This is a genomic window from Clostridium sp. Marseille-Q2269 (assembly GCF_943736985.1).
GTDB lineage: Bacteria > Bacillota > Clostridia > Clostridiales > Clostridiaceae > Clostridium_F.
In genome coordinates this window covers 519,201-545,370 of sequence record NZ_CALSFS010000001.1, presented here as the reverse complement: position 1 = coordinate 545,370, position 26,170 = coordinate 519,201, and the positions used below count along the sequence as shown (strand labels likewise).

General features: G+C 26.8%; 23 protein-coding genes and 1 other annotated feature. Of the genes, 16 read left to right on the top strand and 7 right to left on the bottom strand.

Annotated features, from left to right (window positions below):
* Window position 1: 1 nt before the first annotated feature.
* The 4 genes from NGI68_RS02395 to NGI68_RS02380 all read left to right on the top strand — a co-directional run bounded on the left by NGI68_RS02395 (window position 2) and on the right by NGI68_RS02380 (window position 2,901).
* Window positions 2-730, top strand: a complete 729-nt coding sequence (locus NGI68_RS02395; protein WP_251859884.1) for a CPBP family intramembrane glutamic endopeptidase — start codon at window positions 2-4, stop codon at window positions 728-730.
* A 180-nt stretch (window positions 731-910) separates the two neighbouring features.
* Window positions 911-1,798 carry a CPBP family intramembrane glutamic endopeptidase gene (locus tag NGI68_RS02390; RefSeq protein WP_251859883.1) on the top strand — a complete coding sequence of 296 codons (888 nt, stop codon included), beginning with the start codon at window positions 911-913 and terminating at the stop codon, window positions 1,796-1,798.
* A 145-nt stretch (window positions 1,799-1,943) separates the two neighbouring features.
* A complete protein-coding gene (locus NGI68_RS02385; protein ID WP_251859882.1) occupies window positions 1,944-2,597 on the top strand; it encodes an ABC transporter permease in 654 nt (217 codons plus the stop codon).
* A gap of 139 nt (window positions 2,598-2,736) precedes the next feature.
* A complete protein-coding gene (locus NGI68_RS02380) occupies window positions 2,737-2,901 on the top strand; it encodes a CDIF630_02480 family spore surface protein (protein ID WP_251859881.1) in 165 nt (54 codons plus the stop codon).
* Between the two features lie 35 nt (window positions 2,902-2,936).
* Here NGI68_RS02380 and nifJ read toward each other — a convergent pair whose 3' ends face one another.
* Window positions 2,937-6,458 carry a pyruvate:ferredoxin (flavodoxin) oxidoreductase gene (gene nifJ / locus NGI68_RS02375; protein ID WP_251859880.1) on the bottom strand — a complete coding sequence of 1,174 codons (3,522 nt, stop codon included), beginning with the start codon at window positions 6,456-6,458 and terminating at the stop codon, window positions 2,937-2,939.
* A 198-nt stretch (window positions 6,459-6,656) separates the two neighbouring features.
* Here nifJ and NGI68_RS02370 point away from each other — a divergent pair, with 198 nt between their 5' ends.
* The 4 genes from NGI68_RS02370 (at window position 6,657) to NGI68_RS02355 (ending at window position 10,639) form a co-directional block, all read left to right on the top strand.
* Window positions 6,657-7,151: a flavodoxin family protein gene (locus NGI68_RS02370; RefSeq protein WP_251859879.1), complete on the top strand. Its 495-nt coding sequence runs from the start codon at window positions 6,657-6,659 to the stop codon at window positions 7,149-7,151.
* 225 nt (window positions 7,152-7,376) lie between these two features.
* Window positions 7,377-7,647: a binding site (T-box leader), on the top strand.
* Window positions 7,648-7,925: 278 nt separating this feature from the next.
* Window positions 7,926-9,119: a tyrosine--tRNA ligase gene (tyrS, locus tag NGI68_RS02365; protein ID WP_251859878.1), complete on the top strand. Its 1,194-nt coding sequence runs from the start codon at window positions 7,926-7,928 to the stop codon at window positions 9,117-9,119.
* A gap of 396 nt (window positions 9,120-9,515) precedes the next feature.
* Window positions 9,516-9,770 carry a hypothetical protein gene (locus NGI68_RS02360; RefSeq protein WP_251859877.1) on the top strand — a complete coding sequence of 85 codons (255 nt, stop codon included), beginning with the start codon at window positions 9,516-9,518 and terminating at the stop codon, window positions 9,768-9,770.
* A gap of 425 nt (window positions 9,771-10,195) precedes the next feature.
* Window positions 10,196-10,639 (top strand): GNAT family N-acetyltransferase, encoded by a 444-nt coding sequence (locus NGI68_RS02355; protein ID WP_251859876.1) that lies wholly within the window; start codon window positions 10,196-10,198, stop codon window positions 10,637-10,639.
* A 103-nt stretch (window positions 10,640-10,742) separates the two neighbouring features.
* Here NGI68_RS02355 and NGI68_RS02350 read toward each other — a convergent pair whose 3' ends face one another.
* Window positions 10,743-11,096: a hypothetical protein gene (locus tag NGI68_RS02350; protein WP_251859875.1), complete on the bottom strand. Its 354-nt coding sequence runs from the start codon at window positions 11,094-11,096 to the stop codon at window positions 10,743-10,745.
* A 346-nt stretch (window positions 11,097-11,442) separates the two neighbouring features.
* On the opposite strand from NGI68_RS02350, the gene csxC reads away from it, so the two are divergent.
* From csxC to NGI68_RS02315, 7 genes are all read left to right on the top strand, one after another.
* Window positions 11,443-12,255 (top strand): exosporium protein CsxC, encoded by an 813-nt coding sequence (gene csxC, locus NGI68_RS02345; RefSeq protein ID WP_502799373.1) that lies wholly within the window; start codon window positions 11,443-11,445, stop codon window positions 12,253-12,255.
* Window positions 12,256-12,457: 202 nt separating this feature from the next.
* On the top strand, window positions 12,458-14,908 hold the full coding sequence (locus tag NGI68_RS02340; protein ID WP_251859873.1) for a hypothetical protein: 2,451 nt from the start codon (window positions 12,458-12,460) through the stop codon (window positions 14,906-14,908).
* A 78-nt stretch (window positions 14,909-14,986) separates the two neighbouring features.
* Window positions 14,987-16,501 (top strand): LysM peptidoglycan-binding domain-containing protein, encoded by a 1,515-nt coding sequence (locus NGI68_RS02335; protein ID WP_251859872.1) that lies wholly within the window; start codon window positions 14,987-14,989, stop codon window positions 16,499-16,501.
* A gap of 179 nt (window positions 16,502-16,680) precedes the next feature.
* Window positions 16,681-17,940, top strand: a complete 1,260-nt coding sequence (locus NGI68_RS02330) for a sensor domain-containing protein (RefSeq protein WP_251859871.1) — start codon at window positions 16,681-16,683, stop codon at window positions 17,938-17,940.
* Between the two features lie 407 nt (window positions 17,941-18,347).
* Window positions 18,348-19,022: an L-serine ammonia-lyase, iron-sulfur-dependent subunit beta gene (sdaAB, locus tag NGI68_RS02325; protein ID WP_251859870.1), complete on the top strand. Its 675-nt coding sequence runs from the start codon at window positions 18,348-18,350 to the stop codon at window positions 19,020-19,022.
* A 12-nt stretch (window positions 19,023-19,034) separates the two neighbouring features.
* Window positions 19,035-19,925, top strand: coding sequence for an L-serine ammonia-lyase, iron-sulfur-dependent, subunit alpha (gene sdaAA / locus NGI68_RS02320; protein WP_251859869.1), 891 nt, complete (start codon window positions 19,035-19,037; stop codon window positions 19,923-19,925).
* Window positions 19,926-20,233: 308 nt separating this feature from the next.
* Entirely contained in the window at window positions 20,234-20,443 is a 210-nt protein-coding gene (locus NGI68_RS02315) for a hypothetical protein (RefSeq protein WP_251859868.1), read from the top strand.
* 196 nt (window positions 20,444-20,639) lie between these two features.
* On the opposite strand, the gene NGI68_RS02310 is transcribed toward NGI68_RS02315, so the two are convergent.
* A complete protein-coding gene (locus tag NGI68_RS02310) occupies window positions 20,640-20,786 on the bottom strand; it encodes a hypothetical protein (protein WP_251859867.1) in 147 nt (48 codons plus the stop codon).
* A 268-nt stretch (window positions 20,787-21,054) separates the two neighbouring features.
* Here NGI68_RS02310 and NGI68_RS02305 point away from each other — a divergent pair, with 268 nt between their 5' ends.
* Complete coding sequence (locus NGI68_RS02305; protein ID WP_251859866.1) at window positions 21,055-21,639, top strand: 5' nucleotidase, NT5C type; 585 nt, start codon at window positions 21,055-21,057, stop codon at window positions 21,637-21,639.
* Window positions 21,640-21,796: 157 nt separating this feature from the next.
* Here the strand turns inward: NGI68_RS02305 and NGI68_RS02300 are convergent, their stop codons facing one another.
* The 4 genes from NGI68_RS02300 to NGI68_RS02285 form a co-directional block, all read right to left on the bottom strand.
* On the bottom strand, window positions 21,797-22,609 hold the full coding sequence (locus NGI68_RS02300; RefSeq protein WP_251859865.1) for an alpha/beta fold hydrolase: 813 nt from the start codon (window positions 22,607-22,609) through the stop codon (window positions 21,797-21,799).
* Between the two features lie 168 nt (window positions 22,610-22,777).
* On the bottom strand, window positions 22,778-23,746 hold the full coding sequence (locus NGI68_RS02295) for a dipeptidase (RefSeq protein WP_251859864.1): 969 nt from the start codon (window positions 23,744-23,746) through the stop codon (window positions 22,778-22,780).
* A 335-nt stretch (window positions 23,747-24,081) separates the two neighbouring features.
* Entirely contained in the window at window positions 24,082-24,774 is a 693-nt protein-coding gene (locus tag NGI68_RS02290) for a Yip1 family protein (RefSeq protein WP_251859863.1), read from the bottom strand.
* Between the two features lie 109 nt (window positions 24,775-24,883).
* Window positions 24,884-26,170 (bottom strand): ABC transporter permease, encoded by a 1,287-nt coding sequence (locus NGI68_RS02285; protein ID WP_251859862.1) that lies wholly within the window; start codon window positions 26,168-26,170, stop codon window positions 24,884-24,886.

Below are 26,170 nucleotides of genomic sequence, written 5' to 3'. Positions count from 1 at the left end.
TATGAAAAATAATAATTTTTTTAAATTTGAAAATAAAAATGTTGATTTCCCATTTTATAAGGATGAGCCATCAAATTTAACACCTGTAGCAAGTATACTTCTTTTTATAATAACTATTGGAAGTGTTATATTTTATGATTTTGCAGGAAGCATAATTCCTGGAGTTCTAGCTCCTTTTATTAATATAATTATTCCATTGGGTGCTCTTATCATTATAGTTAAATCAGATTGGAAAAAACTTTTTAGAAAAATTGATGGAAAAGATTTATTACTAGTAATAATTACCGTTATATTTCTTTTCTTTTGTAATATTATATTAGGATTATTATTAAATAAATTTTTTGGTGCTAAACCAAATCCACTTTCACATATTATTGAATCAAGTTCAGTTTATGAGATTATATTATTATTAGCTAAAACTATTCCAATGCTTTTAGGAGAAGAACTAATTACTATTATACCATTTTTAATTATATTACGATTTGGTACTCGCATATTAAAAGTTTCTAGAAAAAAAGCAATAATTATAGCATGGATAGTTACATCTGTTATTTTTGGCGCAATACATTTAAAAACATACAGTTGGAATATTATTCAAGCTGTCTTTGGAATAGGTATAGCTAGAATAATTCTTACTTACCCATACATTAAAACAAAAAATATTTGGATTTCTTTCCTTGTACATTTATTAAATGATTGGATTATCTTTTTACCATCATTATTGAAGTAAATAATATATTAGAATAAATTATACTATTAGTTTTTATAAAATTAACCTGTTGTACTAGTTAAATCTTTATAATCTTGAAAATACTATACTAATATGTTAAGTATTTATTATATTCAAAGTAAGTAATTTAAATATAAAAATTAAATTTATAAATCATTATTGCCTAAAAGGAGGAATTTTATGTTCTTATCAGAGACGAAATTAATTAGAGAAGCGAAAAAATCAAGACATTTATATAATGTTATTATTGGATATTTATTAATATTTTTATTTCTAATTGTAGGACAGTTAGCAGGGCTTATGGTATTTAATATAATAAAATCAGTTTTAAACATTTCCAGTAGTTCACCTATATATTTTTCTATTTCTTTAATGACTGATTTTTTATTCTGTACTTTAGCTGTATTTATTTGGGTAAAAAAATATGAAAAGCGTAGAATTAGTGGTATGGGATTTTATAGGGATAGATTTATTAAAAAATATATTTTAGGATTTATTGTTGGTGTTATATTATTTTCTTTAGTAGTATTACTTCTTACAGTTACAGGTCATATAAATTTATTAAGTGGAATAAATACTAGCAGCATAATTGGGTTAATTGTGGTTTTGCCAGGATGGATGATACAAGGTGCAACAGAAGAAATATTGGTTAGAGGATGGCTTATGAATGTATTAGGTGCAAAATATAATAGTACTACTATAGGCGTTATATTTTCATCTTTACTATTTGCTATTATGCATTTGCTTAATCCTAATGCTAGCTTAGTTGCATTTTTAAATTTATTTATAACAGGAATACTTTTCTCCCTGTATGTTATAAAGACAAAAAACTTATGGGGAGCCTGTGGACTTCATACTGCTTGGAATTTCTTTCAAGGAAATATATTTGGATTTGAAGTAAGTGGTTTACAACCAGGTGGTGGAAGTCTTATGAAACTAAAATTAGTGGGATCAAAGTTATTTACAGGAGGTTCTTTTGGTCCAGAAGCTGGGTTTGCATGTACTATAGTTTTATGTATAACTATAATAATATTATTTTATATGATAAAAAAGAACTATGATAATTAAATATATAGTATTTTAGTATACAATTAGCTTGGGGTAGAAAGTTGTTTAGAGATTATATTTTTATATAATTACTAAACAACTTTTTTTATTTGTAAGTTTACTTTTATAAAAGAAAGGTTAGTTTTTATAGAATATTATAAAAAATATGAATATTCCTTTCACAATTGAAAATATTCAAAAGGGTATAAGAATTGAAATAGACAAGGGGAATTTCCAAAGAATAAATAAGCTTTTAGTTTCTAATGATGTTAATGTTGAAAATTTATATTGTAAAGAAAATTTTTTAGAAGATTATAGTAGAGGAACTATGAAATTTTCTTTGATGACACCTATTAAAAAAGGTGAGTTTATAGTTGGTAAGTTTTTATTTATAGCTTTATATGCATTAATATTTTTAGTTGTAGGTTTTATTGGAAGCTATATGGTAGGCACTATTTCTTTTGGTCTAGGAGCTAAACGAGAATTTTTAAATACATTTATTAATAATTTGAAAGACTACGCTAGTGTACTATTACCTTTAATATCCTTTAGTACAGTTATAACCTTTATTGCACTAATTGTTAATAATAGTGGAGCTACTATAACACTAGGAATTGGAATAGATATTATTATGATTGTGATAGATCAAATGAAGAATATGGTTTACTATACCTTTTCTGGCGGAATGTATGCTCCTGGTATAGTTAATAATTTGAGACCTAATTCTACCTTAATATTTTCTTTTACTTCAATTATATATATAGTAATATTTATGTTACTTAGTATAATTATAGCTAAAAAGAAGGATATAGTGCTATAAAGTTTAATAAAATTAACATAGATATATTTAGTTATTTTAAAATATGAGAAGTAAGATTTCGTGAAAATAAAATAAGATTAATGAAACAATGTTTAGGGAATACTAAAATAAATTAAACTTAAAATATAATTTTGAAAGGATGATAGATGTGGATAGAAAAAATTTTATAGAAAAACCTATAGAAAAGCATGATACTGCTGCTTGGGCTAATATTAAAGATATGAAACCTATTTCTAAAGTACCTATACCAAGTGAAACTGAAGTAAGAAATGGTAAAGAATGGGTAGACACCAATGAAAAATAGAAGGGAATCTTATAGTTCCCTTCTATTTTTTATTTTTATTTATTTGATAAATTTTTGTAGTTTTCATATCTTTCACGTGCATGTTGTTCAGCCATATCTGACATTTTATCAGCAATATTAGGGAATACATTCATAAGTGAAGAATATCTAACTTCCCCTTGAATAAATTCTTTAAAAGGTTTTGTTGGTTCTCTTGAGTCCAATGTGAATGGGTTTTTTCCATCATCTTTTAAAAGAGGATTATACCTATAAAGATGCCAATATCCTGATTCCACTGCTTTTTTCTCCTCGGCTATACTTGTTCCCATGCCTGTTTTTATTCCGTGACTTATACAAGGTGCATATGCAATTATTAATGAAGGGCCCTTATATTCTTCTGCTTCAGTAATTGCTTTAATAGTATGATTCATATTTGCTCCCATGGCTATTTGGGTTACATATACGTATCCATAGCTCATTGCCATCATTCCAAGATCCTTTTTCCTAATTCTTTTACCAGCAGCAGCAAATTTAGCTACGGCTGCAGTTGGAGTAGCTTTTGAGCATTGACCACCAGTGTTAGAATATATTTCTGTGTCCATAACGAATATATTAACATCATCTCCAGAAGATAATACCTGATCTAATCCACCAAATCCTATATCATAAGCCCAGCCATCTCCGCCTATCATCCAATGAGATTTTTTTATTAGATAATCCTTTTTCTCCATTATTTCATTCAACATAGCATTATCTTTATAATTTTCATTTTTTATAGCTTCTAATATTTTTGATGTAGCCATTTTTGATTTTTCCCCATCATCCATTGATTCTAACCATTCTTTAAATGCATCTTTAATATCTGGAGATATTTCTGTATTTAATGCTTCTTCTATTAATTGAACTAATTTTTCTCTAATCTGTTTTACGGCAAGATACATACCATAACCATATTCCGCATTATCTTCAAATAGAGAATTACCCCAAGAAGGGCCTCGTCCTTGTGAATTTTTAGTATATGGTATTGATGGAGCACTGCCTCCCCAGATAGATGAACAGCCAGTAGCATTTGCAATCATCATTCTATCCCCAAATAGTTGTGTTAGTAGCTTAATATATGGAGTTTCTCCACAACCTGGACATGCTCCGTGAAATTCTAATAATGGTCTTATAAATTGGCTACCTTTTAATGTTTTTGGATTCATCAGAGATTCTTTAGTAGCAATATTAAGACCAAATTCCCAGTTTTCAGATTGCATTTCAATTTGTTCTTTAGCATTTTTCATAATTAAAGCTTTACCAGGAGCTGGACAAACATCTGCACAGTTGCCACAACCAGTACAATCCAATGGACTTATTTGAATACGATATTCTAGTCCTTCTAGTCCTTTTCCAGTAGCTTTTTTTGTTTCGAATGAATGAGATGCTTTTGCTTTTTCTTCATCATTCAATAAATATGCTCGTATTACTGAATGTGGGCAAACGTAGGAACATTGATTGCATTGTATACATTTTTCTATTTGCCATTCTGGAATCATAACAGCTATGCCGCGTTTTTCATATGATGTAGTTCCTAATGGGAATACCCCATCTTCCATTCCGTTAAAGGCACTAACTGGAAGGTTATCACCTTCATTTTTAGCCATAGGTCTTTGTATATTTTTAATAAAATCAGGCACTTTTTCTATGGTAGTTGGTGTGGTTTCAACATATTCCCATGAATCTGGAATGCTAACTTTATGTAATGCATTAATACCTTGGTCAATAACTTGTTTATTCATTTCTACAATGTTTTCACCTTTTTTACCATAAGTTTTTTCTACAGAATTTTTTAATAGTTCTAGGGCTTTAGCTACAGGTATAACATTAGCCAAATTAAAGAATACAGATTGCATTATCATATTAATTCTTCCACCCAAGCCTATTTTTTGTGCAATAGATATAGCATCTATAGTGTAGAAATTAATATTATTTTTTGCAATATACTTTTTCATAGAACTAGGTATATGTTGATCTAATTCTTCAGGGTTCCAAGGACAATTTAATACGAAAGTACCATTTTTCTTTAATCCTTTTAATACATCAAAATTATATATAAATGATTTATTATGACATGCAATATAGTCTGCATTATAAATTAAATAAGGTGATTTAATCTTTTGTTTACCAAATCTTAAATGAGAAATAGTGCTTCCACCAGATTTTTTACTGTCATAGGAAAAATATGCTTGAGCGTATAAATCTGTATTATCTCCAATAATTTTTACAGCAGTTTTATTTGCGCCTACGGTACCATCAGATCCTAATCCCCAGAATTTACAGCTTATAGTTCCATCAGGAGTAGTTTCAACTATATCTTTATTTTCAGATAAAGATGTATTGGTAACATCATCTACAATTCCTATTGTAAATCTATCTTTGGGTTGGTTTTGTTTCAAGTTTTCAAATACTGATATAATTTGAGATGGTGTGGTATCTTTAGATCCTAATCCATATCTACCACCTACAATAATAGGCTTATGCTCTGTATTATAGAATACTTTGCATACGTCAAGATATATAGGTTCTCCTAGTGAACCAGGTTCTTTTGTACGATCAAGAACAGCAATTTTTTTTACAGTTTTAGGCAGTGTCTTCATAAAGTATGTTGGGCAGAATGGTCTATATAAATGTATTTTTATAACTCCTACTTTTTCTCCTTTACCTATTAGATAGTCCACAGTTTCTTCTATAGTATCGCAGACAGAACCCATAGCCACTATGATATTTTCAGCATCAGAACATCCATAATAATCAAAAGGGTGATAAGCTCTTCCTGTAATTTTTTCTATTTCTCTCATGTAGTTTTCTACAATATTAGGTACAGCTTCATAAAATTTATTTGATGCTTCTCTTCCTTGAAAATAAATATCTGGGTTTTGAGCAGTACCTCTAAGTGTTGGATGCTCTGGATTTAATGCTCTAGCTCTGAATTTTTCTATAGCATCATAATCTACTAGTTTAGCTATATCATCATAGTTAATAACCTCAATTTTTTGATATTCATGAGAAGTTCTAAATCCATCAAAAAAATGTAAGAAAGGAATTCTAGATTTAATAGCAGATAGATGAGCTATGTTTGCTAAATCCATTACTTCCTGAACATTAGAAGCTGCTAATAACGCTACTCCAGTTTGTCTTGTAGCCATTACATCTTGATGATCACCAAAAATTGATAAAGCATGAGTTGCTATTGCTCTGGCACTTACATGAATTACACCAGGTAATAATTCTCCAGCCATTTTATAAAGATTAGGAATCATTAATAATAACCCTTGAGAAGCTGTATAGGTGGTTGTAAGAGCACCAGCAGCTAGGGACCCATGAATAGCCCCTGAAGCTCCAGCTTCAGATTGCATCTCAACAACTTTTACAGTCTGACCAAATATATTATTTTTCCCATGGGCAGACCACTCATCTATACCTTCAGCCATAGGAGTAGAAGGAGTAATTGGATAAATTGCTGCAACTTCAGTAAAGGCATATGATGCTTCTGCAGCTGCTTGGTTTCCATCCATTGTTTTCATGATTTTTGCCATAAAATATCTCTCCTTAATATGTTTTATTTTGCACATGGTTATTATTTGCCAGTAAAACATTATAAATGCATACGATATAAAATTATTAAACACAAAACATATATTGATATACATATATTTTTATAGTTAATAAAAAAATAATATATTTATTATCATAAATAACAATTAGTATGTTAAAATTTTATAAGAGGTGAGAATATGAAGAGTTTAATAGTTTTTTATTCATTAGAAGGACATACTAAATCCATTGCTAATATAATAAAAGGGGAGTTAGACTGTGATTTACTTCAATTAGAACCAGAAAAAGAAATCCCTAAAAAAGGATTTAGAAAGTTTTTCTGGGGAGGAAAAAGCGCCCTATTTAATGAAAAGCCAAGTTTGATAAATAAATCTCCCGATTTAGATAAGTACCATACAATATTTATTGGAACACCTATTTGGGCTGGCAGATATGCTCCACCAATAAATACTTTTATTTCTGAGAATAAAATTACAGGGAAAAATATTGCCATCTTTGCATGTCATGCTGGTGGAGGAGCTAAAAAATGTTTTGACAAATTAGAAGATATGTTAAAGGGCAACAATATACTTGGAACTACTGATTTTGTTGATTCTAAGGATGATGAGAAAGAAAGGGTGTCTAAAACAAAAGAATGGTTAAATACATGTATAATGCCTAATATAAATAGCTAAAATGGTTTATTTCGAAAGTCATAATTAAATTTATGAGATTATATAAACTATAAATTTAAAGATAAATGAAAAGTTTAATGAAAATAACATTATGAAAAAATTATACACAGATGTTTATTTAATATGTATTAATTACTTAGATTTTGAACAAGATATATAATATAATTTTAACATGATTGTTGACATTGTATTGGGAAAGTGATACAATTCATTCAAAACATTAAATTAAAAGCTGTGACGAGAATAAGTAAAAATGTGAATTCTTTTAAAGAGAGCTTCTGGTTGGTGAAAAGAAGAAAAGAACTATGTTTTGAATACATCTCTGAGCGGAGCACCAAATCCTTAGTTTAAGGTAGTAGGCTGTTTTCGGAATCCCTGCACCCGTTATAGTGCTAGAGTATAAAACTTTCATAGTTTAGTACTCGAAAAGGTTAGGTATGGTAACATATCTAATAAAACGAGGTGGTACCACGTGAGTATAACTCCCGTCCTCTAGTTAATCTAGAGACGGGATTTTTTGTATTTAAAATTAAAATTTATAAGCATAAAAATAGATTGTGTATTAAAGTATATAATGCTTATTAAATGCCAAATTGAAATTTTAAATAAATATAAAATATTGTTTAAACATTAGTTATGTTTGTTAAAAGTATAATTTTAATAAAAATAATTTATATAAATAAGCGCGGATTTATATAAAATTTAAGTATAAAAATATAACAAGTACCATATGCATATGGCCTTATAAAAATATAATTTTAGGAGGCTATAAAAATGAAAAGTATAGAAGAACAAATAAAGATAATATCTAAAGGTGTAGATGAGATCATAAATATAGAGGATTTAAAAAATAAATTAGAAAGATCTCAAAAAACAGGCAAACCTTTAACAGTTAAGTTAGGCTTAGATCCTACAGCCCCAGATATTCACATAGGTCATTCAGTAGTTTTAAGAAAAATAAGACAGCTACAAGACTTAGGACATAGAGCAGTTATAATAATAGGAGATTTTACAGGCAGAATAGGAGATCCAACAGGAAAATCAAAAACTAGAAAACCACTTACACAAAAAGAAGTTATGTTTAATGCTAGAACTTATGAAGATCAAATATTTAAGATTATAGACAAAGAAAAAACAGATTTAAGATTTAATAGTGAATGGTTAAGTAAATTAACCTTAAGGGATACAATAGAATTAACTTCAAAATATACAGTGGCTAGAATGCTTGAAAGAGAAGATTTTAAAAAGAGATTTGAAAGTCACTCTAGTATAGGGATACATGAATTCTTTTACCCATTATTACAAGCATTTGATTCTGTTAGTATAAAGGCTGATATAGAGCTAGGAGGAACAGACCAAAGATTTAACCTTCTTATGGGAAGAACTATACAAAAGGATTTTGATCAAGAAAGTCAAGTAGCTATCCTTATGCCATTACTAGAAGGAACAGATGGAAAAGATAAAATGAGCAAAAGTTTAGGAAACTATATAGGAATAAATGAAGAACCTAATGACATATATGGAAAAGTTATGTCTATACCAGATGATATGATAATTAAGTATTATGAATTAGCTACAGATATACATCCAGATGAAGTAGCAAAAATAAAAGAAAAATTACAAGAGGACAATGTTAATCCAAGAGATATTAAAATGGAATTAGCAAAAGAAATAGTAAGATTATATCAAGGAGAAGAAGCATCTATAAAGGCAGAAGAAAACTTTAAAAATATATTTCAACAAGGTAATATACCAGAAGATATAGATACTTTAAAAGCAAACTCAGATGAATCTATAGTAGATTTAATAGTTAAAGCTAAGTTTGCTCCTAGTAAAAATGAAGCTAGAAGATTAGTAAAACAAGGAGCAGTAAAAATAAATGGAGAAAAAGTAGATGAGGAATGTAAAGTAAAAAATGAAGATATACTTCAAGTAGGAAAGAAAAAGTTTATAAAAATATTATTGTAAGAATAATATATGTGATATTTGCTATTGGAATAGTATCATATTTATTTTACATATCATTTATAAATATAAATGATGGAGATTATATATTAAAAAATCTTCATATGTATTTGGAGCTTATATATGTTTACAGATAATAGCTTTCTTAATTACACCAAATAAGTATCTTAGATAGATAATTAAGTAGATAGATTTAAGATAAGTAAAAATTAAGTAAATAAAATAATAAGTAAATAAAAAATATATTTTATAAAATATTGACCTACTAACTTTCATGCAATCTATGGAAAAATTCTATTTAACCAAGATAATAAACAGTGGCAATGGACACAAACAAGTCACATTTTAAGTTATTTACAAGCGTATATTTGCTATTTTGCATTATATGCATTTTTATTTATGCTAGGATTATCAATAACTATGATTTATTTTAGGCTAAATAAATTAGGTCAATTAATAATATCAATTATTCCAGTTACAATAATTATACTTATAAATGAACTTTACAGATATATACCTGATGCAGTTTTTACATTTTTTCAGGATACCTTTGGAAATCTGTATAGGGCCACAATGATGTTTATTATACTAGCTATTTTAGGAATGATATTTCAATATATGCTAATTAAAAAAGCAGTTCCGGATAAAAATTAATTTTATAAGGGAGCTGTAGCATTAAAGAATTTAAGCACAATATATTGTTTTACAAGTTTAAAGTTAGCACAATATATTGTAGGAGTTATTCTGAGTGCTACAGTTCCTGCTTTTATTTTATGAGTAATCATATTAATTAATAATATGATAGTAAAAAAGTATATAATTCATGTGTCAGAATAATAAAATTAATGATATAATTATAAATTATATATTAAGTAGTGTATGCATTAGATTATACTAAAGAAAAAAATAAAGTGTGGTTTTTTTATTCATAGAGAAATTAATTTAAAATAGCATGAAATTTACAAAATAAAATAAATCATAATTAAATAAATGAATATAATATATATTTAATAAATAGTATAAATTTCAAATAAAACAATTTTGAATATAACTTTATAGTATACAAAGGAGGAAAATATATGGGTTGGAATTTAAAAAAATTTAATGAATTAACTACAGAGGAAATATATGAAATATTAAGAGTTAGAAATCAGGTTTTTGTTGTAGAACAAGAATGTGCTTATGAAGATTGTGATGGTAAAGATAAAAGTTCTTATCATTTATTTTATATGGAGGAAGGAAAGGTTATTTCTTATGTAAGAATACTACCAAAAGGATTAACCTTTCATGAAATATCCATAGGAAGAGTTTTGGTAAATAAAGACTACCGAGGAAAAGGATTTGCAAGACAGAATATATCAAAAGCTATAGAGTTTGTAGAAAATAATTTGAAGGAAAATTCTATAAGAATTTCAGCACAGCATTACTTACTAGAATTTTATAAAAGTTTTGGTTTTAAACCAGTATCAGAGGTTTATTTAGAGGATGATATACCTCATATAGAAATGTTATATAATAGTTAAATTGTTAAAGAAATAAAATTAAGCTTCCATGGAATTAGTTTTCCATAGGAAGCTTAAACTTTTTTCTAAAAAATTAAAATAATATTAAAGATTTAATATTAAATTAATAGCAGTGGAAACTATCTATTCTGTTTAGGTCAATTCCCGCATACACCCAATTACGTCCAGTCCATCTCCATCCTGAGATAGATTTTCTTCCTATATAAACAATCCACATCCAGAAAGGGTTTCCTCTGGATGGCCAAATGTAAGTAAATTTATATCTACAAAATCTTATAGCTCCAGGATCAATGGCTTTAACATTAGGTCCACTTTTAGCAGGTTTATTTGGAGGCCTATTTGGAGGTGGAGTAGATGGAGGGCCACCAGGTTGTGGACCCATAAAAGGTGGTCTTGGAGGAGGTGCTGGGCCTCTCATATAGTTATTATAATAAAAGCAGTAATAACAAGGATACATAAAGGTAACTCCTATAAAATTATTTACAATATTAATGTATTCTAAATTTTTAAAAATGCTAACAAATACTTAAATATTAAATACTTCATAATATAAGATCTTATGATATAAGTTTAAGCAAAAATAAATACATTATAATATTCACTAATATGTGTGTAAAGCAATAATATATAGAGGTGACAATTTTTAAGGCTTTTTCTAAAAAATAATAACCAGTTGTAACAGTTATTATTAGTAACCAAAAAGCTTGTCTATCATAAGATATAGTATAAAGTAAAAAAAACAAATTACAAAGAAAAAAGATTTAAAAAATATTTTTAAAACTTGGGAGGAATAAGTGATGTCAATGGAAGAAATGAGAGATAGTTACGATAATTCATATAAATCAGCTGATTGTGATTGCCATAAGGATTGCGGTAAGGTAATAGAAAGTAAAACTTTACCAATGTGTGATGGAACCAATCTAACTCCACCAGCTGTAACAACACCAGTTGTAGCTAAAATACCAGTAGTTCTTGCAGAAAGAGAAATACAAGTAGATATAGAAGCTAAAATGACATTAAAAGAAAAATATTATGAAATAAAAAGAATAAAAAAAGATGTATTCTTAACTCAATGTGAATTATTGCCAAGAGCTGGTACTATAGTAGGTGGCGTTCCTGTAACAGGAAAATTATTTATAAGTGGATATGTTAAAAAGAATATAGAATATGCTACTGCAGATTGCGTAAAACGTGATGTAGTAAGTGGAGAAATAAAACACACAACACAAAAAATACCATTCCACTGTGTAACAGAGGTAACTTATATAACACCTCCAGTAATAACTAATAGAGGAATTCAACAAACAACAGATCTATATTGTGGTGGATGTATGTGCGATTGCAACTGTGAAAAAGAACAATTAGGAAAACTTAATTGTCAAGAATATCTAGAAGACGTAGTTAACTATATAGAAAAACCATATTGTGAACTATTAGGCGCTAGAATATTCGAAACAGATATACAAAGACAACCTTGTTATGAACACGGTGAAAAAGTTTACGATGAACTATTAGAAAAAATGGTAGTTTATGTTAGAGTAAAAGTTCTACAATTACAACAAGTAGCTATAGGTGATGATGCTGCTACTAGAATAAATGGAAATAACTGCAAATAGTTATAAAAGATAAGAATAATAAGAACTGTATTATAAAATGATTAATAAACAACACTAAGATAATTTAGGAGAAAGAATTTCTCCTAAATTATCTAATTTTTATATGTGGATTTTTATTTGGAGCGGATAGGGTTTATTAATATTATATGGATAAATTAAATAATTATTCTCATAGTAGTAATATTTAAGGAGATTTTTCATTGTGAAAAATAATAATTTAAAAAATTTCATTATACTTATAATTATATTTCAATTACTACAAGAAGAACAAATAGAAAATAATACAAATAATTTAGTTAATCTATCCAATATAAATAAAATGGAAGGGTTAATTAGGAAAAGTAAAAAGGAAAACAGCTTAATAAATACTGAGGTAAATAAAGATAATTCCCTAAAAAACATTCAATTAGATGTGGAATCAAATAGAAATGTAGGAAATGACTATTTAAAAAAGGATAATAAAGAAAAAAAAATAGCTTTAAAAGATAATATTAAATCACATAATGTAAAGAAAAAACAGGCTGAAAATAAAACTAGTACAGTAAAGAATTTAGAAAGTAATCCACCTGAAAATCATGCCATATCAATAAATAATCAGATCTCAAAAAATAATATAGAATTAAATCATGAAAGAAAAAAACATATAGAAAATTTAAATATGAAAATTAAACATAAGGATGAATCAATTTTAAATAAAAATAAAAAGCTAAAGTATGAAGGAAAACATAATTATATAAACAGAGATATTGAATTAGATAATAGAGAGAAAAAGAAAGTTACAGAGGAAAATATAGAATTAGATAATTTAAATAATAAAGAAAAAGTTGATAATATTAAATTAAACAATGAAAATAATAATATCTCTAATAAAAATAGTAAATTAAATGATGAATATAATAATAAGGCTTCTAATAATATACAGGTTAATAATAAGGAAAATAAAAGGGTTGAAAAATGTAATGATAAAGCAAGTACTAAAAATCAAAAGCAAATTTTAAAATCTGATGCTCAGTTAAATAATAAAAAAAACAAACAACATTTCCAAAAGTGTGATAAACCTAATGTTAGTTATAATAAGCATACATGGCAAACAAATATTAAACCAAATGAAGAGAAAAAGAATGAAACTACTAATAATATTGAACTAAATAAACATAGTGAGTTTAATAATGAGGAACAGAAAAAAATTAAACGACAGAATGTTGAAATTAAGAATGAAAAAAATAATGAAGTTTTAAAGAACAATATGAATTTAAGCAATATAAATAAAAAAAAGTATGAAGATAAAGTAATAAAACTAGATGATATAGCGAAGAAACAGCTTAAAAGAAAAGATATTAAAACAAAAAAAATCGCAAAAGATAAATTTTTACAAGTTAATACACAATTCAATGATGAAAGAAAAAAATGTATACAAAATGGTGGTATGGAACTACAGTATAAATATAATAAGAATATATTAAATAATAGTGATATAAAAGAACAAAAAAATGAACAAACTTCAAAAAATATTGTTCATTTTAAACATAAAGAAAAAAGTTATAATTCCAGTGAAAATATTGCTATAAGTAATAAAAAATATAAGCATGTGACAAAACAGAATATTGATTCCAATGGAAATATGCCCATAAGTAACAAACAAAATGATTTGGCATTAAAGAAAAATAGTAATTTAAAGTATAAAGAAAAGAAACATGTATGGAAGAAAAGTGTTAATTTGGAACATGAAAAAAAGAAGCAGTCCAAAATAAAGGATATAAATACTGCAAATAAAGAACAAGTCTTAAATAAAACTGTTAAAGAAAATAAAGATATTTCAAATAAAAATACTGAAATAAAAAAAGAAGATATTGCAAATATTTCAGACAGAAATATTAAAATGAAAAAGGAAGATAACATACATGTTCCAGATAGAAATATTGAAATAAAAAAAGAACATAGTACACATATTCTAGATAGACATACTGAAATGAAGAAAGAAGATAGTACACACATTCCAAGCAGAAATATTGAAATAAAAAAAGAAGATAACACATATATTTCAAAGAAAAATACTGAAAAAAACAGTGATAGAAATAAACATGTTTCAAATAAAAATATTAAATCACATGGTGTAAATAAATTTACCAAAGTGCCTATAGTTATATCTAATTTTGAAACGGAAATAGTGGATAGGATTTTTACTAATATTGAAAATACATTTATAGACATAAAGGAAATCAAAAATAGTATTATTATTGAAAAAGCTGATTTAATAATATTAAATTCTAGTAAAGCTAAATTATTTATTAATGGATACATTAGAAGTTATATAGAATATATAACTTTAGATCAAATTAACAAGGAATTTATTGCAACTAAAACTGAAGGTATAATCTCACACAAAGATTTTAGCAAGTCTGTAAATATAGAGCTAATACTTTTTAATAATATAAAGGAAGGGAATTCTTTTAATGTAAACTTTAATAATGATGTAGAAGATAAAGGATCTTTGTTAGGGAAAATAGAAAAATTAGATATAAAATCAGCTAATCTTTATAAGAATATTAAGAGCTCTCCCCTTGAGAGAGAAAGGTGTTATTTAACACTACAACAAAATCTATCAATAATTATGAATATTAGCATTTTACAAAGAAATACAATTAGTTTATAACTGTATTATTAATTATAGAATCAAAAAAAATTATAATGAATATTATAAAAGTGTAACCAATACTAGAAAGGGATATATATGTGGAGACAACCTAATATAAGTTATATAGTTAAGCCAGGAGATAGTTTATTTAAGATTGCTAGATCTTATGGTGTAACTGTGGAACAATTAAAGGAATACAATGGACTTGTTTCTAATGATTTGTATGTAGGACAACAAATTTTTATACCTATATCTACTTATGAAGTAAAAAGAGGAGATAGTTTATATAGCATTGCTAGAAAATTTAATACTACTGTAGAAAGCTTAATGTTATTAAATAGCTTAGATAATATAAACTTAAATATTGGTCAAATTCTTTATATACCTCTTTATACAGAGGCTATAATGCAAGTACAAGGTGGAAATATAAGAAGTGCACCAGATGTAAACTCAGAAATATTATATAAAATGGATAGAGGTGCTAAGCTTCCTATTTTAGACGTTTATGAGGACTTTTATAAAATAAGATTATTCAATGGAAGAGACGGTTTTGTATCAAAAACTATAGTAGAATTTAGAACCTATGGAAATACCAAGCCTGTGGTGGCCATAGATGGATTTTATACATTAGAAGAAGGACCAGATTTACCAAGTTCTTATGATTCCTTTGTTAGAAATGTAAATTTAATATCTGAAATATGCTTATTTATGTTTAGGATAGATCCTAACGATGCTACAGCTATAGAGAATTTTGGGAATTTCACAGACCAGTATGTAGAAGAATTAGTGGATATTTCCCATAGAAATAATGTTAGAATATTAGCTGTTGTTCATAATCTATTATATAAGCCTGGTGGTACTACAAAGGCTAAAGATCTTATTAAAGAATTAGTTTCTACAAGAGAAAATAGAGAAACTTTCATAAATAATTTGATGAATTTAATAGAAAAGTACAATTTTGATGGAGTAAATATAGATATTGAAGATGTTTATATAGAAGATAAAGATAATTTATCTTCCTTATATGTGGAGATGGGAAGAGAATTTAGAAGAAGAGGATATTTCTTATCCGCTTCTATACCTTCAAGAGTTAGTGATGATCCTTCTAATCCTTTCTCAGATCCTTTTGATTATACAATTATAGGTAGTGCTGTAGATGAATTTATGGTTATGTTATATAACGAACACGGATGGCCAGGAAGCGGACCAGGTCCAGTGGTTTCTATAGGTTGGATGAATAGAGTATTGAATTATACTATAACCAGAGTTCCAAGAAATAAAGTAGTTGGTGCAGTTTCTGTGTTTGGATTTGATTTTAATCTAACTACAGGAAGAAATAACTATGTTACCTATGCAAGAGCAGTAGAAATAGCAGAAAGATATGGTAAAGATATAATCTTTGATGAAGAAACCAAGACTCCAATGTTTAGGTATACAGATGAAAATGGAAACAATCATGAAGTTTGGTTTGAGAATGATGAAAGCATATATGCAAAAGCAGAATTAGCTTTTAATAAAGGTATAAAAGGAATAGCATTATGGAGATTAGGTATGGAAGATAGTAAAATTTGGAATACCATACAAGAAGATATAGTAGTAGCCATGAAATGATGCTATAATTTAACTATTAACCCAGTACGTGGTACTGGGTTAGCTAGTATATAGATTAATATATAATTAAATCTTGATATTATTAATTATAAAAATAAATTAAGTATAAGATATAGTTCATACTATATAAGATATGTTAATAATATAATAATATATAACTGAACATAAGAGGTGAAACTATGAAAAAGAAAAATTCAATAAAACAAATAGAATTATCTGTTATAGAAAAAATGGGTATAGCTTATTGTTATGGAAAAATAAGTTTGGACTCATATGGTCAGTTAGAGGATTTTATTTTTACAGAAAGTAATGATCATTTTATAGATTTAACAGGGTTTACAAAAGAATACATAAAAAATAAAAAAGCTAAAGATATTAATCTTTTTCAAAATAATAGAATGAATATGATGATAGGTTTAGAAGAAATTTTATTGTATGGTAAAAATCAAACAGAATTTGAAGATTTCTTTTGTATTACGGAAAAGTGGGCTAAGATATCTATGTATTTACAAGAATACAACGAGATTTTTATAATATTATATGATATAACAGAATATAAAACTAAGGAATTAGAATTAAAAAATAACATCAAAAAATATAGATCTCTTATAGAATTAGCTGTAGATGCAATAATAATTAGAAATTTAAATGGAGACATAATATATTGTAACAGATCTTCTCTTAATTTATTTGGTTATTCTTTAAAAGAAATGAAAAGTTTAAATATGATAGATCTAATACCAAGAACATCTATGAAGGATACTAATTTTAACATGTCATTAGGAGATAAACCAGTTGAAAGAGTACATAAAAGAAAAGATGGAACACATTTTTATTCAGAAGAAACAACTAAGCTTATAAGTGTAGAAGGGGAACTAGGTATTGCAACTTATATAAGGGATATAACAGAGAGAAAGCTGTATAATGATAAGACTAAACATATGGCTTATTATGACTCTCTTACAGAGTTACCTAACAGAAATTCTTTTTTAAGACAATTGGATAACGAAATAAAATTAAGCAAAAAAAAGCAAACTTTACTGGCTATAATGTTTTTAGATCTTGATAAATTTAAAGAGGTGAATGATAATTTTGGTCATTGTACTGGAGATAAACTATTATGGCAAGTAGCTAAAAGGGTGAAGAATTCTATTAGTCCTAAAGACTTAATAGCTAGATTTGGTGGAGATGAATTTACTATACTAATAAGAGATGTAGTTCATGAAAAGCAGGTAGAAGATATAGCTAAGAGTATAATAGAAGTTTTTCATGAACCTATATATGTAGAAAGACTATATGTAGATATAAAAACTAGTATAGGTATAAGCTTTTTCCCAAGAGATGGTGATAAATCACAGGAATTAATACAAAAAGCAGACAAGGCTATGTATGAAGCTAAAAAAACAGGAAATAATAAATTTGAATTTTATAAAGATTAAGTAGAATTGTGCATAAAGTTTAATCATAATAAATTGATATTTTCAATAAAAATTAAGGATATATTTATATAAATAACAGTTAGATATTTGTATAAATATATCCTATTTTATTATATTATAAATGAATTTATTATGAATCTGAAAAATTTAGAGAAAATTTAAAAAAAATATTGAAAAAATCATTGAATAAAGTATACTAGAGGTAGAAGATTTCAAAAAAGTGAAAAACAAATCAAAAATATGAAATGTTTTGATTATGAAAATTGTTATACTGTAATATTGCTTTAACTTAGTAACATTACATAAATGCGTTTTACAAAATCATAGTTTAATATTTGATTAAACTTAAAGTACATAGTTTTGTTTTAAATATAAAGGTTTACATACACTTTGAGGAGGAAAAGATAATGAAGGATTTTAGTGTGTTTGATGTGATAGGACCAATTATGATAGGACCTTCTAGTTCACATACAGCAGGAGCAGCAAGGCTGGCTAAGGTGGCTTGTTCCATAGCAGGAGATAATAATATAGAAGAGGTTAAGTTTTATTTGCACGGATCTTTTGCTAAGACTTATAAAGGGCATGGTACAGATAAGGCATTAATAGCAGGTATGTTAAATATGGATCCATGGGATGAAAATCTTAGAAAATCTTTTGAGATAGCAGATAGAAAAGGATTAAAATATGAATTTATAGAAACAGATTTAGGAGATGCTCATCCTAATACTGTTAAATTTGTTATTAAGAAAACAGATGGCAATAAATCAGAGATCATAGGTTCTTCTATAGGAGGAGGAAACATAATTATAACATCTATAGATGGGCAAGATATGGAGTTTACAGGAAATAACACAACTATTGTAACTCATCATAGAGATGTTCCAGGAGTAATATCAAAGATAAGTACAATAATGTACTCAGAGGGTATAAATATTGGGGCTATGAAAGTTTTTAGAGAAAATAAAGGTAAAACTGCTACAATGACTTTTGAAACTGATGGGTTAATAACAAAAGAAACTATAGATAAAATAAAAGCTATTAAGGATATAGAAAATGTTAAAATTATAAATCCAATAAACTAGGAGGAAAAATTAATGTTCGTAAACACAGGTAAAGAACTTATAAAAGTATGTAATGAAGAAAATTTAAATATATGGAAATACACTTTAAAAATGGAAGCTCAAAATAGAAATATAAGTGAAGAAGAAGTATTTGAAACTATGAGAAATGCTTTAAAAGTTATGCAAAATTCAGCAAAAATAGGGAGAGAAAAAGAAATTAAATCTGTAAGTGGATTAATAGGTGGAGATGCTTTAAAACTAGAGAAGTATTCTAAAGGTGAAAATACATTAACAGGAAGCTTTATGGTAAGAGCTATGGCTATGGCTATTTCTACATCTGAAGTTAATGCGGCTATGGGAAGGATAGTAGCATCTCCCACAGCGGGTTCAGCTGGAATATTACCAGCAGTTGTAATAGCAGCAGGAGAGAAATTAAATAAAAGTGAAGATGATTTAGTTAAGGCATTACTTACTGCTTCAGGATTAGGAATATTGATTTCTAAAAATGCTACAACAGCAGGAGCAGAAGGTGGATGTCAAGCAGAATGTGGTTCAGCTGCAGCTATGGCATCTGCAGCAGTGGTAGAAATGATGGGAGGAAGTGTAGAGCAAGCTTTAGATGCAGGTGCTATAGTTATAAAAAACATATTAGGGCTTGTTTGTGATCCAGTGGCAGGACTTGTAGAAATACCTTGTGCCAAAAGAAATATTGCAGGAACGGTAAGTGCATTAACCACAGCAGATATGGTAATGGCAGGAGTTATAAGTCATATTCCTTTTGATGATACAGTGGAGGCAATGTATAAAGTTGGTAAACAGCTTCCATCTTGTCTTAGAGAAACAGCCTTAGGTGGAGTAGCTATTACTAAATCAGGATTAAAACTTAAAGAAAAAGTATTTGGATGTGAAGGTTGTAAAAAATAGATATATAGTCACAAAAAATCAAAGCTATGAAATTTAAAAATAACAATTTAATTTCGTAGCTTTCATTTTTTTTAGACATACTTTCCAAAGCTTTATCTGTAGAGGTTAAATTCTCAATAGAAGAATTTATTTCTTCTACTTCAGAAGCTTGAGATTGAAAAGAAACATTGATGTCATTTATATTTTTTGTAATATTAGAATAAAAATAAAATAATAATTATATATAAATATAATTTTAATTTATTTCCTATAATTTTTTTTATAATAAAGGACAAAATAGTAATATAACATTTAAAAGGAGGAAGACAATGAGTAAATATGAATTTGATATAAATGATATAAGAAATATGACTGTAGGAGATTTACCTTCTGCAAAACTTGGTATAATTGATAGTTTGTCAGGAAAAGATAAGCATAAAAATACTATAGAGCAGGATAAAATGGCTTCTTATATTACAGGACATAAATTAGGAACAGAAATAGAAAACTTGTTAAAAGGTGACCAAAGGGACTATTAACTAAATAACTGATTACAATTTATTTAAAAGATTTTAATAAACAAAGCTATGAATTTATATATTAATTTATAAATTCATAGCTTTAAATTTTAATGCAAATTTTATTAGTAAGTTATTGTAAATTTATTAACTAGAATAATTAATCTAATTAATAGAAAAATTTAATACAAGCTAAAATTAGCTTATATTAAAATTATCATACTTTTATACTTCTTATACTATCTAATACCATTTGTTGTCTTTTTTCTTGATTTTCGTCTAAATTAGAATCTGGTTTTCTTTCAAACATTCTATCGGTAGTTTCTTTAATATTATCTTTTTTTTGTGTAGTTTTATGATTCATGAATATTACCTCCTTAAAAGGATTGTTATTTTATTTATGAATATAAAATCTGTACATTTATAACTTAACCAGCATATATATAATGTATACTATAACCTTTTTTACTAGAATATAATAAAATGTATATAGTTGATGTTTTTGTTATTAACTATAATTTAATACATTCTTAAATTTTTGTGTTAATATAATTGTTATAGGTTAAAAAGTATAATGTTTAAATAAAAAACTAATATACATTAAACAAAACAAAAGACAGGGGGATGGAATAATGAATAATCTAAATATATGTATAGATATAGATGGTACAATTACAGATCCGTATTATTGGCTAGATATAAGCAATAAATATTTTAATAAAAATGTTAAACCAGAGGATGTAACTGTCTATAATATTGAAGAAGCTTTAAAAATAACAGAAGAAGAGTATATGGAATTTTACGAAAAGCATAAATTTGAAATTCATACAAAAGAACAGTTAAGACCAGATGCTAAAGCTATTCTAAATAAATTAAATAAGTATAATAATATATATTTTGTAACAGCAAGAGATGAATCATTAAGGGTTTTAACAAAATTGTATTTAAAGAATCATGGTATAAATTTTAATGGATTATATGTATTAGGAAGTCATTATAAAGTGGATAAGGCCCAAGAATTAAATTGTGATATATTTATAGAAGATAATCCCAATAATGTATTAGAACTTTCACAGGCGGGCTTTAAAGTTATTATAATGGATACTTATTATAATAGGTACATTAAAGAAAATGATAATATTATAAGGGTAGATAATTGGCATGAAGTATATAATATAGTTAAAGAAATTTCATCTACAGAGGAAAAAGCTATTTAAAGTAAAATTAATCATACAATTAAATTAATAATAAAAAACAATACCCAATATCTAAACTAATAATAAAAAACAATATCTAATATCTAAACTAATAATCTTATATGGTAACTGGTGGCACATGGTTAAGTAAACAATATGTTTACTTAACTTTTAGATATTAGTTTATCCTTATGAGCCATTCATTAACTAATGAGGTAAATAGTTCTTCCTGTTCTATTTGTAAATTATGTCCAGCTCTATCAAGTACAGCAAAAGTTGCTCTAGGAAAGTTGTTTAATATATTCCATGCATCTTTATATCCTACACAAGAATCTTGTTTACCTAATAATATAAGGGCAGGCTTATGAAATTTGTTATTTATGTGGTCTACATTAAATGAAAACTCATACCCATTTTTTTTAATAGACTTTAAAAAACTTTTGTTTGCTATTTTTATACCAGACATTATTTCCTTTGTATATTTCTTATAAATATTTTCATTTTGAACTACTGTCATAGAATTAAAACTTTTAGCATCTTGGGAAGATAATGTTGATAATAATTTATTATCTTTTACCAGTACAATATGCTTAGGAACATTTCTTTTTTTATGGTTTGCTATTATAACTGGACAAATTAATAGAACTCCATCTACCATATGAGGAAGTTTATAAATTATTCCTCTTGATAGATATCCTCCGTAAGACTCTCCAGCCAGTAGAAAATTTTCATTTGGTATAACATTATTTATAAATTCTATTACAATATCTAGCATAGTATCAGAGTTTGTAATCCACTGTGAACTTTCTGACTTTCCCATACCAGGTAAGTCTATATATATTCTTTTATAATTGCTTTTATGGTTGAAAATAGGTTCCATACATCCTTTCATTAATCTATGATCTGCAGCATATCCATGCAGCATAATAATAGGTTTTCCATTACCTATTATTTCGTAGTTTATAGATAGATCTTTTATCTTACATTCCATACTTAAATCTCCTTGTGAAAATTGTGTTATATTTTTGTAAGAATATAAACCAAGAGCTCTTGTTTATATCTTGATTATAGTTTGATATAAAATTATAATCAAGAGTGGAAAATTATTTATTTTTATATCATATATAAATAATTATAGCATTATTTTTAAATAGTTTATCTATAAAGATTCCTTTATAACTCTAAGAGTGTTCTTATAAAGTATTTTTTCTATTTCACTTTCATGAAAACCTTCATTTTGTAATGCATATATCAGTTTATTTATGTCATGAGAAAATTTTATTTCGCTAGGAATTTGTATGCCATCAAAGTCTGAGCCTACGCCTAGTACATCAATTCCACCTACATTTTTTACATGTTTTATATGATACACCATTTCTGATACCTTTCCTTTTTCACTTTCTCCTAAGAAAGTTCTTTCAAAGTTTATTCCCATAACTCCACCTTTATTAGACAAAGTTTTAATCATGTGGTCTGATAAGTTTCTAGGATGATCTGTAACAGCTCTAGCATTTGAGTGAGATGCAACAAAAGGGTATTTTGAATGTTTTACCACATCATAAAATCCACCATCAGATAGATGAGACACATCTATTATCATTTTTAATTTATTCATTTCTTCTATTACTTCTAATCCAAAGGAAGTTAGACCCTTATTCATAAATTCTTTATTGCAGTTTGGGAAGCCTATCTCGTTAGGAAAGTTCCAGGTTAGGGTTATAAGTCTAACACCTAATCTATAAAAATTTCTAAGGCTGTATAAATCGCCCTCTAGCACACCTCCTTCTTCTATAGCTAGAAGGGCAGAAATCTTATCTTTGGATACATTCCTATCTATATCATTATAGTTTTTAGCCAGTTCTATATGATTGGAGTATTTTTCTAATTGGTTATGGAATAAATCTAGCATGTCAAGAGCAGTTTTTAGAGGGGTTTTAGTTTCATCTAAGGATACATATATAGCAAAAAATTGAGCCAAAGAATTAGCTTTTTTAAGTTTTTCTATATCTACACTTAATGAGTTAGTATATAAATCTTCATTTTCATTTATTTTTATGTTTTCATTAGAGCAAGTTTTTTTATTTTTTAGAGCATATAGTGTATCACAATGTAAATCTATAACTTTCATTATTGAACCTCCATTTTATATGAAATTTGTTATCTTAAAAAACATAGTGAATATAATTAGAGTTAATTTTAGAAATAATTATAATATTTATGAGTGTACATAAATTTATTATAGTAGTTTTTATATAAAAATACATAATAAAAATATTATAAATTATTTATTAGAGCATAATTCATCTATTTAAAGTATATGTAATGTATATTTATTTTGTTATATTTGTTTCTAATAAATAAGTGTAATAAATTATAGATGAAGATTGTAAAAATACTTGTGAAAGATTAAAATAGAAAAATTGAAAGCGTGGAATTTTCCACGCTTTTTAATTTTATTGCTTTTTATTTATAAATTTTTGAAGCTGCTGCTAGAACAGCAAGTCCGATAGATATAACTGCTAATATTACAGTTATTATAATGGCTTTTTTCTTAGAGGTTTTACCCATAGCATAAATACCAATACCTATAAGCACATAGTACCATATGGAGAATATGTTCAGATTATTCATTAATGTGTTTTTTACAGAAGGATCCAATACAATATTAATATCTGTTGGCTTTTGTGTTATAAGCATATATATAGTTTTAAATATATTACCTACACAAATAGCTAAGTTAGCCACTAAGTATAATGTTACAGTTTGTTTATAGCTTAGAGCAACTTTACAAATTTTAAAAATTATAAATATTAAAAGTGCGCTCATAAATATACTAAACACGATACTTATTAGAGTAAGAGGTATTTGTATAGATGGAGTATGCATAAAGTCACCAGTTTTTTTTGCTATTTCTGCAGCTTGAGGATCTAATCCTTGAAATTGTTTTTGTAGATGTTTTTCTATAATATCTTTTGATAAGTTAGATTGTATTACAGTATAAATAACTGAACAAATAAGTGTTATTAAAAATAAGATTCCATATTTAGGCTTTTCTCTATAGTATTCAAATAATCTGGCAGGGGATGTAAAGAAAAATTTGAATTTTTCTTTTAAAGTTAAATTTAAAGTAGTATTTACATTTTCTTGTTGTTCCATAAATGAAACCTCCTATACAATATAATAAATTTGTTTAACTATATATAAATAGAAATAATTATATTATTAAATCTTTATAGAAATTTTAAGGATTCTTATAAAAATTTAATTATTCATCCTTTATAGAGCTTATTACGTCTAATTTAGCTGCTTTAGTAGCAGGATACAGCCCAGATAAAAATCCTACTCCTGATGAGAATAGTAATACAAAAGCCACAAGTCCTATGCTAGCTACAGCTATTTTTACATTACCACCATTAGAATTAGAAGAAAGCTTAGATTTTAATGCTGTATTTATTACAAAACTTATAATGGTTCCTATAAGTAGTCCAACTACACCACCTGAAAAACCTATTGCTGTAGCTTCCCCTATAAATATTTTCTTAATATCTCCTATAGAGGCACCAACTACCTTCATAACTCCAATTTCTTTTTTTCTCTCTAATATAGACATATTCATGGTATTAGCTATACCGAAGGCTGCCACCAGTAAAGAAATACCTCCTATGGCACCTAATATTAATTTTACTCCGTTTAAAGTGCCGCTTATGCCTTTTTGCATTTCTTTAAGAGATTGATATAGGTATCCATTATCCTTCAAATATTTTTCCGCCTCACTGCTTACATCTTGACTCTTTAAAATCAAATCTATACTGTCATATCCTTTATTTTTAAAGAATTTGTCGTCATTATTCTTATACATTAGCATATCTTTAATAAAAGATATAGGAGCTTTAACGTCATAATCATCTGAAAAGCCCTCTTTACATATGCCGCTTACTCTTACAGAATAAGTTATAAATTCTTCTTCGCCTTTTTCATTTTGTTTAGAAACTTTTATTTTCACTCTTTTTCTCAGGAGTTTTTCTATTTCTTCCTTTTTTATAGTGTCTACATCTTTTTTATTTAAAAGATGTGAAGCTATTTTATATCCTAGAACCACTTCTTTTTTTGAATCATTCGGATATTTACCAAATAAAAGTTCATGATCTTTGCTATAGTCTTTAAATTGCATGCCTGTTAAATTACTAGATTTCATTTCTGATTTTTTATAAAGTATATCTGCATTTGAACTAAGTTTTGGAACTAAATATTTTACAGATTCTAATTTGTTTAATTCTTTTAAAGCTTTATCGTTTAATATTTTCTTTTTATTTTTTTCATTGGACCCTTGTCCCATTGAAGCAACATCTGAATTTGGAAAAATGTTTAAAGTGTTTACATCTCCAAAGGAATTTAGTTGTGAGGACATATATTTTTCAAATCCATTTCCTAGAGATATTATTACGTATATAGCTACACTACCTATAATTACTCCTAGCATAGTTAAAAATGTTCTACCTTTTCTTTTTAAAAGGTTTCTCCATATAATTTCTGCAAGGTCAGTAAGTTTCAT